We start from the raw sequence: 7,849 nt of genomic DNA on the forward strand, positions 1-7,849 counted from the left end.
GTTCAGGGGTCCTCCCCTCCAGAGTGCCCGCCCGCGCGGACGGCCGGAACCCCGTCTACCGCACGGGCCCCGGCCGTCGGCGCGGTCGGGTCCGGTGGACGCCCGGGACAGACGTCCGCCGTCCACCGGAGCCGCCCGGTCCGTCAGCGGCCCGGCGTCCGCCGCGTCACCTCAGTCCCGGACCACGTCCGGCGCGATCTCCTCGCGCTCCGGCGTCACCGGCACGGCGCCGCGCCGGGCGCTGGCGGCGGTGCCGCAGAAGGTGGCGTCGAGGGTGCGGGCCAGGGTGGTGAGGACCGTGCCGTGGTTGGAGGTGTTGGCGACGGCGGTGACCCGGCGCAGCCCGTCCGCCGAGGAGAAGGCGAAGGTGTAGTAGCCCTGGACCGTCCCGACATGCCCGATGACCGAGACCCCGCAGGCCAGGTCGCGGCGGCGCAGCCCCAGACCGTACCCCTGGGTCGCGTTGACCGGGATCCACTGCTTCATCTCGGTGAGCCGCGCGGCCGAGGTGAGCCTGCCGCGCAGCAGCGCGTTGTAGAAGGTGTTGACGTCCTTGGGCGTGGAGATGATCGCGCCCGCGGCCTGGGCCCAGGACAGCGTCTGGCTGGTGGAGTCCACCAGCGGCGCCCCGGCCTGGTCGGGCCGCAGATAGCCCCGGGTGTGGGTGCCGGGGAAGCCGGTCTGGGGGTGGACGTAGGAGGTGCCGGTGAGCCTCAGCGGGGTGATGATCCGCTTGCCGTACTCGGCGCTCAGCGTGGACGCGGTGATCTTCTCGATCAGCATCCCGGCGATGACGAAGTTGGTGTTGGAGTAGGAGTAGCTGGTGCCCGGGGTGACGGTGAGCGGCTTGGCGAGCGAGAGCCGCACCAGCTCCTCGGGGGCGAACACCTTGTTCCGTACGGCCTCGAAGCCCGGGACGGTGTTCGCGAACATATCGTTGGTGTAGTCGTAGAGCCCGCTGCGGTGGCTGAGCACATGGCGGACGGTGATCCGCTGGTCGGGCAGGAGCCCGGGGAGGTAGGCGGTGACCGGGCGATCGAGGTCGAGCTTGCCCTCGTCCACGAGCTGGAGCAGCACCGCCGCGCTGAAGCTCTTGGTGACGCTCCCGATGCGGAACTGGTGGGTGGAGCTGATCTTGCGGTTGGTGGCCGTGTTGGCGAGGCCCTCGGCGGCGGTGTGCACCGTGCCGTTGTCGTCGATCCGCGCCATCGCCCCGGGCGCGCCCTGGGAGACGGCGGTACGCAGGACCTCGCGGAGCGCGGCCGTGTCGGGTGCGGCGGCCGCCGTGGCCGAGGGGCGCTTGGTGCCCTCGGCCGTGGTGGCCGAGGAGGTGTCCGCCGCGTAGGCGGGGGCCGTCAGCAGCGAGAGGAGTGCGACGCCCAGCGCTGTTCCCTTGCCCACCGTGCCTGAGACCATCGAGAGTTCTCCCGTTCCATGGGTGGACCGGCGGCGCGAGACGCGGACACCGGCTATCTCCAAGGAGCACCTGTGCCGTCTCCCTGGTTGCCCGCGCCACCCCCTTCACTCCCGTGCGCCCCCGCTGCGCCTTCTGTGCCGTACTTCACACCTCGCGCCCGGACAGCACAGAGGCCCCCCGCCGAACGGCGAGGGGCCTGTGATCAGACATGACGAAGGCGAGGAGTCCGGAAAGGGACACCTCGCCTGTCGTCTGATGGAGATGGTGGAGATGGCGGGAATCGAACCCGCGTCCAACGGTGCGGAATCAGGGCTTCTCCGAGCGCAGTCCGCTATGAGTTTCTCAGCCCCGGAGATCACGCGGACAAGTCTCCGACGGGCTCAGTCACTGTGAGTTTTCCCGCTACACCCCGTGACCGGGTCTAGCGGTTTAGTCCCCTGAATGACGCCAGGATCCGGGTCGGGAACACCCCCGGGCTGACGCTCCTTTGAGAGCTAGGCTTCGCTACTTATCAGGCAGCGAGGGCGTAGCTGGAGTTATCGCTCTTGGTATTGGCGATTATTGGTTGCGACATATGGTTTACGAGATCATTGCCGCTTCCTCGGCTCGCTTCACCTGCTTCGACATCCGCTGTCGAAACCGATCATCCCCATGTTGAGTTATCAAAACCCGCCCCTGTGTCAGGGACAACGCCATCGTACGTGACCGGGGCGGGCACGGGCCAGCCCATTTGCCGCCCCGCCGGGCAGCGGCGGGCGCGGGCGGGTCAGGACCGCTGACGGCGGCGGACCGCCGACATGGCCCGGTCCGCCTCACGGCGGTCCTGGCGCTCCCGGAGCGTCTGCCGCTTGTCGTACTCCTTCTTGCCCTTCGCCAGCGCGATCTCGACCTTCGCCCGGCCGTCCTTGAAGTACAGCGCGAGGGGCACGATCGTGTGACCCGTCTCCTGCGACTTCGACTCCAGCTTGTCGATCTCGGCCCGGTGCATCAGCATCTTCCGCTTACGCCGGGCGGAGTGGTTGGTCCAGGTGCCCTGGGCGTACTCCGGGATGTGGACGTGGTGCAGCCACGCCTCGTGGCCGTCGATCTGGACGAACCCGTCCGCCAGGGAGGCCCGCCCTTGGCGCAGCGACTTGACCTCGGTACCGGTGAGTACGAGGCCGCACTCGTAGGTGTCGAGGATGTGGTAGTCGTGCCGCGCCTTCTTGTTCTGCGCGATCATCTTGCGCCCTTGGTTCTTTTCCTTCGCCATAGTGCGGTCATTTTCGCACTACGACCCCGCCCCGAGGCCACCCAATACCGTACGGGCCCGCCGCTCGGCGCCGTCCGCGGCGGGCAGGTCGGGGGTGATCCCCTCGCCGTCGAGATCGCGTCCGGCCGGGGTGCGGTAGTGGCCCACGGTCAGCTCGGCGACCGAGCCGTCCGGCAGCGCGCTCGGCATCTGCACCGAGCCCTTGCCGAAGGTGCGCGAACCGACCGTGACCGCCCGGCCGCGGTCCTGCAGCGCCCCGGTCACCAGTTCGGCGGCGGACATCGTGCCGCCGTCGACCAGGGCGACCACCGGCCGCCGGGTGTCCCCGCCGCGCTCGGCGTACAGGGCCCGCTCCTCGCCCCTCATCTCGTACGTGGCGACCAGGCCGCCGTCGAGGAAGGCGGAGGCGGCGGCGACGGCCTCCGTGACCAGTCCCCCGGCGTTCCCCCGCAGGTCGAGCAGGACCCCGGCGCCGTCGGGCGCCTCCCGCACCGCCCGCCGCACCCGGTCGCCCGAGCCCCGGGTGAAGGCCGCCACCTTGATCATGACCGTGTCGCCGCCGAGACGGCGGACGGTGACGGACTCGGTGGAGAGCGTCGTACGGGTCAGGGTGCGGGTCCAGGACCGGCCCGCGCGCTCCAGGCCCACGGCCACCCGGGTGCGCTCGCCACCGCGCAGCAGCGCCACGACCTCGGTGACGGGACGCCCGTCGACCGGATGGCCGTCGACGGCGCGGAGCCGGTCCCCGGCCCGCACCCCCGCCCGCGCGGCGGGTCCGCCGGGCCGCACCCGGGCCACCTCGACCCGGCCGTCGTCCGCGCGCCGGGCCCAGAGCCCGACCCCGGTGTACTCGCCGTCGAGGTCCCGCTGGAGGTTCTCGTACTCCTGGCGGTCGTAGACCGCGCCCCAGCGGTCGCCGCCACGGCTGACCACCGCCTGCGCCGCCTCCGTACCGGAGTGGCCCTCGGCCGCGGCCTCGGCGGCGGCCCGCGCCACCGCGTCCGCGTCGACGGTGACGGGGGCCTTTCCGGCGGCGGCCCGGGGGCCGGTTCCGGTCTCCTCCTCACGCGGCAGCGCGTTGGTGGCGGCGGCCGTGGCGAGGACCAGGAAGAAGACCAATGTCAGGGACGCCCCGCGGCGGACGCTGCGGGGCCGAGGGTCACGAGAGGCACGGCCAGGGCCCGGCATGGCGCCGAGTCTAGGCGAAGCGAAGGGCGCCGTACGGCCGTTGACCGTACGACGCCCTGGAGACTTGTCACACCTTGAGGTATTTGCGCAGCGCGATGAAGGCCGCCATGGCGGGCATCAAGAGCCCGATGGCGAGCACCAGCGGCAGCTTGGTGAGGACCGCGTCCCAGCCGATGAACTCGACCAGTTGCATCTTCTCCGCGAGCGCGATGCCGTTGTCGATCAGGAAGTAGCGGCCCAGCAGCAGGAAGCCGCAGGCGACCGCGCCGCCGAGGAGCCCGGCGAAGGCCGCCTCCATGATGAACGGCATCTGGATGTAGAAGCTGGAGGCGCCGACCAGTCGCATGATGCCGGTCTCCCGGCGTCTGCTGAAGGCCGAGACGCGGACCGTGTTCACGATCAGCATCAGCGCGATCACCAGCATCAGGGCCATCACACAGATCGCCGCCACCCGCATGCCGTTCATCAGCGAGAAGAGGTTCTCCAGGATGTTGCGCTGGTCCTGGATCGACTGGACCCCGGCCCGCCCGGCGAACGCCGTGGTGATCACCTCGTACTTCTCGGGGTCCTTCAGCTTGATCCGGAACGACTCCTGCATCTGGTCCGGGGTGATGACGGAGACGATCGGGGAGTTGGCGTACTCCTTCTTGTAGAGCTTGTACGCCTGCTCGGCGCTCTCCCGGTGGACGGCCTCGACGATGTCCATCTTCTTCAGATCGGTCTCGATCTGGTGCTTCTGCTCCTCGGTGACGGCCCCCTTGGCGCACTGCGGCGAGGTGGTGGCGTCGTTCTTGTTGCAGAGGTAGATGGTGACGTTGACCTTGTCGTACCAGTAGTCCTTCATGGTGTTGACCTGCTGGCTCATCAGCAGCGCGCCACCGAAGAGGGCGAGCGAGAGGGCCACGGAGACGATGACGGCGAAGGTCATCGTCAGATTGCGGCGGAGACCGACACTGATCTCCGACAGTACGAACTGGGCGCGCATCGCGTGCGTTCAGCCTTTCTCGGTCTCGCTCAGTGCTGGTAGCCGTAGACGCCGCGCGCCTGGTCACGCACGATGCGGCCGCCCTCCAGCTCGATGACGCGCTTGCGCATCTGGTCGACGATGTTCTGATCGTGGGTGGCCATCACCACGGTGGTTCCGGTCCGGTTGATCCGGTCCAGCAGCTTCATGATGCCGACCGAGGTCTGGGGGTCCAGGTTGCCGGTGGGCTCGTCCGCGATCAGCAGCATGGGCCGGTTGACGAAGGCGCGGGCGATGGCGACCCGCTGCTGCTCACCACCGGACAGCTCACCCGGCATCCGGTCCTCCTTGCCGCCGAGACCGACCAGGTCGAGCACCTGCGGCACGGCCTTGCGGATCTCACCGCGCGGCTTGCCGATGACCTCCTGGGCGAAGGCGACGTTCTCGGCGACGGTCTTGTTCGGCAGCAGCCGGAAGTCCTGGAAGACCGTACCGAGCTGGCGCCGCATATGCGGCACCTTCCAGTTGGACAGCCGCGCCAGGTCCTTGCCGAGGACATGGACCAACCCCTGGCTGGCCCGCTCCTCACGGAGGATCAGCCGCAGGAAGGTCGACTTGCCCGAGCCGGAGGAGCCGACGAGGAAGACGAACTCGCCCTTCTCGATCTCCAGGGAGACATCGCGCAGGGCAGGTCGGTTCTGTTTCGGATAGCTCTTGGAGACGTTGTCGAATCGGATCACGGGTACACCACGCGGTCGGCCGGGAGTAGAGGTGTGCGTGACACTACGCGAACCCGCCTCCCCGACGCAGTCAGCGGTCCCGCTTGCACGCTTTGTGCCACCCGCGGGTGCGGTCCGGGGCCTTCCGGCCCGCTCCGCGCCACCTCGGGGCGCGGTCCCCGCGGCCATGGATCCCTTGAGCCCCGCTCACGCGGCCCTGGGGTACGGGGAGAACGGTCCTGGGGACGGGGCCGAGCGGCCCTGGGGTACGGGGAGGAATGCCACCGGGTTCACGGCGGGGCCCCGGGCACGGAAGGGCCCGGGTTCCCGGGTGGGGCGTCCAGGCGAGGGATGGTCCGGCTCCCCCAGCCGGGGTTCCGGTGTCCGGCCGGGGTTCCGCCGCCGTGAGGGTGCCGCGAGGGGGCGCACGGGCGGGCGCGCGCCGGACCGCGCGGGAGCTGGCACAGTGGGAGGGGAACAGCGGCGTTTCCCCGAGCGTTCCCAGGAGAGAACTACAGCACTGTGGTAACGGTCCGCGTTCGCGGCTCCGAAGCGCGGGAGGAGGAGAGCGTATGACCTATGACCGCCTGGTGTGCGCCAACTGCGCGGCCCCGGTCAGTGAGGGCCGCTGTCCGGTCTGCCGCGCCAGCCGTGAGCGGCTCCAGCAGCAGACGGGCTGGTCGGGACTTCCCGCACTCTCCCCCGCCGCCCTGGCGATCCTGCTGATCCTGCTGCTGGCGGCGCTGGCGCTGCTCGCGGCGAGGACCGCGTAGACGGCAGAGACGGCAGAGACCGCTGCCACGGCACACCGCGGCCAAGGCGCGCGGAACCGCCCCCAGCGGTGGACAGAACGTGAGAAGGGCCCGGTCACCCGGGCCCTTCTCGTTGTACGCGCCCAGGGCGCGCCGTCGGCCCCGATCACTCAGGGCGCGTGGCGCCTTCACGTCACACGGAGTGACACCCTCGCGGAGCGGGCGCTCAGGCGGTGCGGGAGCCCCCGACCAGACGCGGCAGCAGCCGGAACCCGACACCGCCGGCGATCATGGTCGCGGCGCCGACCACGAGGAAGGTGGTCTCCATGGCACCGGTCTCGGCCAGCTCCTCCTTGGCCTGGCCCTGCTGCACCGGCTGCGACCCGGCGTTGTTCACCCTGAAGTTGTCGGCGCACGGGGCGCCGTCCAGTTCCACGGTGCAGGTGCCGACATCGCCGCCGCCGGAGGAAGCGTTCCCCCGGCCGGTGCTGTCGCTCTGGGTGGGCTTGGGGCTGGGCTCGCCGGAACCGGTCGGCTTGCCCGGGCTGGTCGGCTTGCCCGGTCCCGAGGGGGTCGGGCCCGGGTCGGTGGGGCCGGGGTCCGTCGGGCCCGGATCGGTCGGCTGAGTGGGGCCGGGGTCGGTCGGCTGGGTCGGACCGGGGTCCGTGGGCTGGGTCGGACCCGGATCCGTCGGCTGAGTGGGGCCGGGGTCCGTGGGCTGGGTCGGACCGGGATCCGTCGGCTGGGTCGGACCGGGGTCCGTCGGGATGGTGGTCGGCGGGTCACTCGGGTCCGGATCGTCCTTGTCGACGCCGATCCCCGCGTCACCGGAGAGCGACCCGACACCGATCCCCAGTCCGGCCGCCGAGGCGGCGCCCGCGGCCGTCAGCGACGCGCCGGCGGCGATCACCGTACCGGCGACGATCCGCGCGACGCGGATACGCGTCCTCTTCGTCATGAAGTGCTACCCCCAGTAGCTGATCGTTGATGGAGCAGCGCCCGGGGTGGCGGCCGTGGGGAGGTGAATCCCTCCCTCGCTCAAGTCCCACCCCGGTCATACGCATGCCGCGTGCCAGCCTTGCGATTTTCCCCGGACGCGTCAAGAACATTGAGACCGCATTGCCCCTTTTAAGGGAGCTTGCCAGATACACAGCGATGGAACCGTAACCGCGCGGAGGATATCGCATCCGAAAAGGGGAAAACTTTATCGACAAAGCGACCGCGATATGGCGCTCCGCCTCGGAAGCACCGGCGGCGGGCGGCTCACGCGGGCGTACGGACGCGGAATCCGTGCGGTACACGGACGGCGGACGGGTCCCGCGCGCCGGGCGGACGGGACCGGTGGCACGCCCCCCGGAAAGCGAGGGGAAACCACAGCGGCGGCATTCCTTTCCCTGGCGATCACCGAAGAGCCCTGCCCCGCACCGCTTTTTGGCCATGAATGCGCGGTCACCTGAATTGCGCCCCTGAATGCGGATACCCGAAGCTATCCGCGAAGAGAATTCACCGGATTTCCACAACGCGCACACGGGGGCGGACACACGGAGGGCGCCCGGC

7 protein-coding genes and 1 other RNA gene are annotated in these 7,849 nt (G+C 70.3%); 1 reads left to right on the forward strand and 7 read right to left on the reverse strand.

The features are described 5' to 3' along the window. Positions 1-171: 171 nt before the first annotated feature. From ACFVIM_RS29865 to ftsE, 6 genes are all read right to left on the reverse strand, one after another. Positions 172-1,416 carry a serine hydrolase domain-containing protein gene (locus tag ACFVIM_RS29865; protein ID WP_384307807.1) on the reverse strand — a complete coding sequence of 415 codons (1,245 nt, stop codon included), beginning with the start codon at positions 1,414-1,416 and terminating at the stop codon, positions 172-174. Between the two features lie 263 nt (positions 1,417-1,679). Then, positions 1,680-2,068, reverse strand: a transfer-messenger RNA (tmRNA) gene (gene ssrA / locus ACFVIM_RS29870). A 115-nt stretch (positions 2,069-2,183) separates the two neighbouring features. Next, positions 2,184-2,669 (reverse strand): SsrA-binding protein SmpB, encoded by a 486-nt coding sequence (gene smpB, locus ACFVIM_RS29875; RefSeq protein ID WP_384307809.1) that lies wholly within the window; start codon positions 2,667-2,669, stop codon positions 2,184-2,186. A gap of 18 nt (positions 2,670-2,687) precedes the next feature. Next, entirely contained in the window at positions 2,688-3,857 is a 1,170-nt protein-coding gene (locus tag ACFVIM_RS29880; RefSeq protein WP_384307811.1) for a S41 family peptidase, read from the reverse strand. A 67-nt stretch (positions 3,858-3,924) separates the two neighbouring features. Beyond that, positions 3,925-4,842, reverse strand: coding sequence for a permease-like cell division protein FtsX (gene ftsX / locus ACFVIM_RS29885; protein WP_384307813.1), 918 nt, complete (start codon positions 4,840-4,842; stop codon positions 3,925-3,927). Between the two features lie 29 nt (positions 4,843-4,871). Further along, positions 4,872-5,561, reverse strand: coding sequence for a cell division ATP-binding protein FtsE (gene ftsE / locus ACFVIM_RS29890; RefSeq protein ID WP_384307816.1), 690 nt, complete (start codon positions 5,559-5,561; stop codon positions 4,872-4,874). A 551-nt stretch (positions 5,562-6,112) separates the two neighbouring features. Here ftsE and ACFVIM_RS29895 point away from each other — a divergent pair. Beyond that, positions 6,113-6,313 (forward strand): hypothetical protein, encoded by a 201-nt coding sequence (locus ACFVIM_RS29895; RefSeq protein WP_384307819.1) that lies wholly within the window; start codon positions 6,113-6,115, stop codon positions 6,311-6,313. A gap of 205 nt (positions 6,314-6,518) precedes the next feature. Here the strand turns inward: ACFVIM_RS29895 and ACFVIM_RS29900 are convergent, their stop codons facing one another. Then, on the reverse strand, positions 6,519-7,250 hold the full coding sequence (locus ACFVIM_RS29900; RefSeq protein ID WP_384307822.1) for a hypothetical protein: 732 nt from the start codon (positions 7,248-7,250) through the stop codon (positions 6,519-6,521). Positions 7,251-7,849: the final 599 nt, after the last annotated feature.

Source organism: Streptomyces sp. NPDC057638 (assembly GCF_042800315.1).
Classification (GTDB): domain Bacteria; phylum Actinomycetota; class Actinomycetes; order Streptomycetales; family Streptomycetaceae; genus Streptomyces.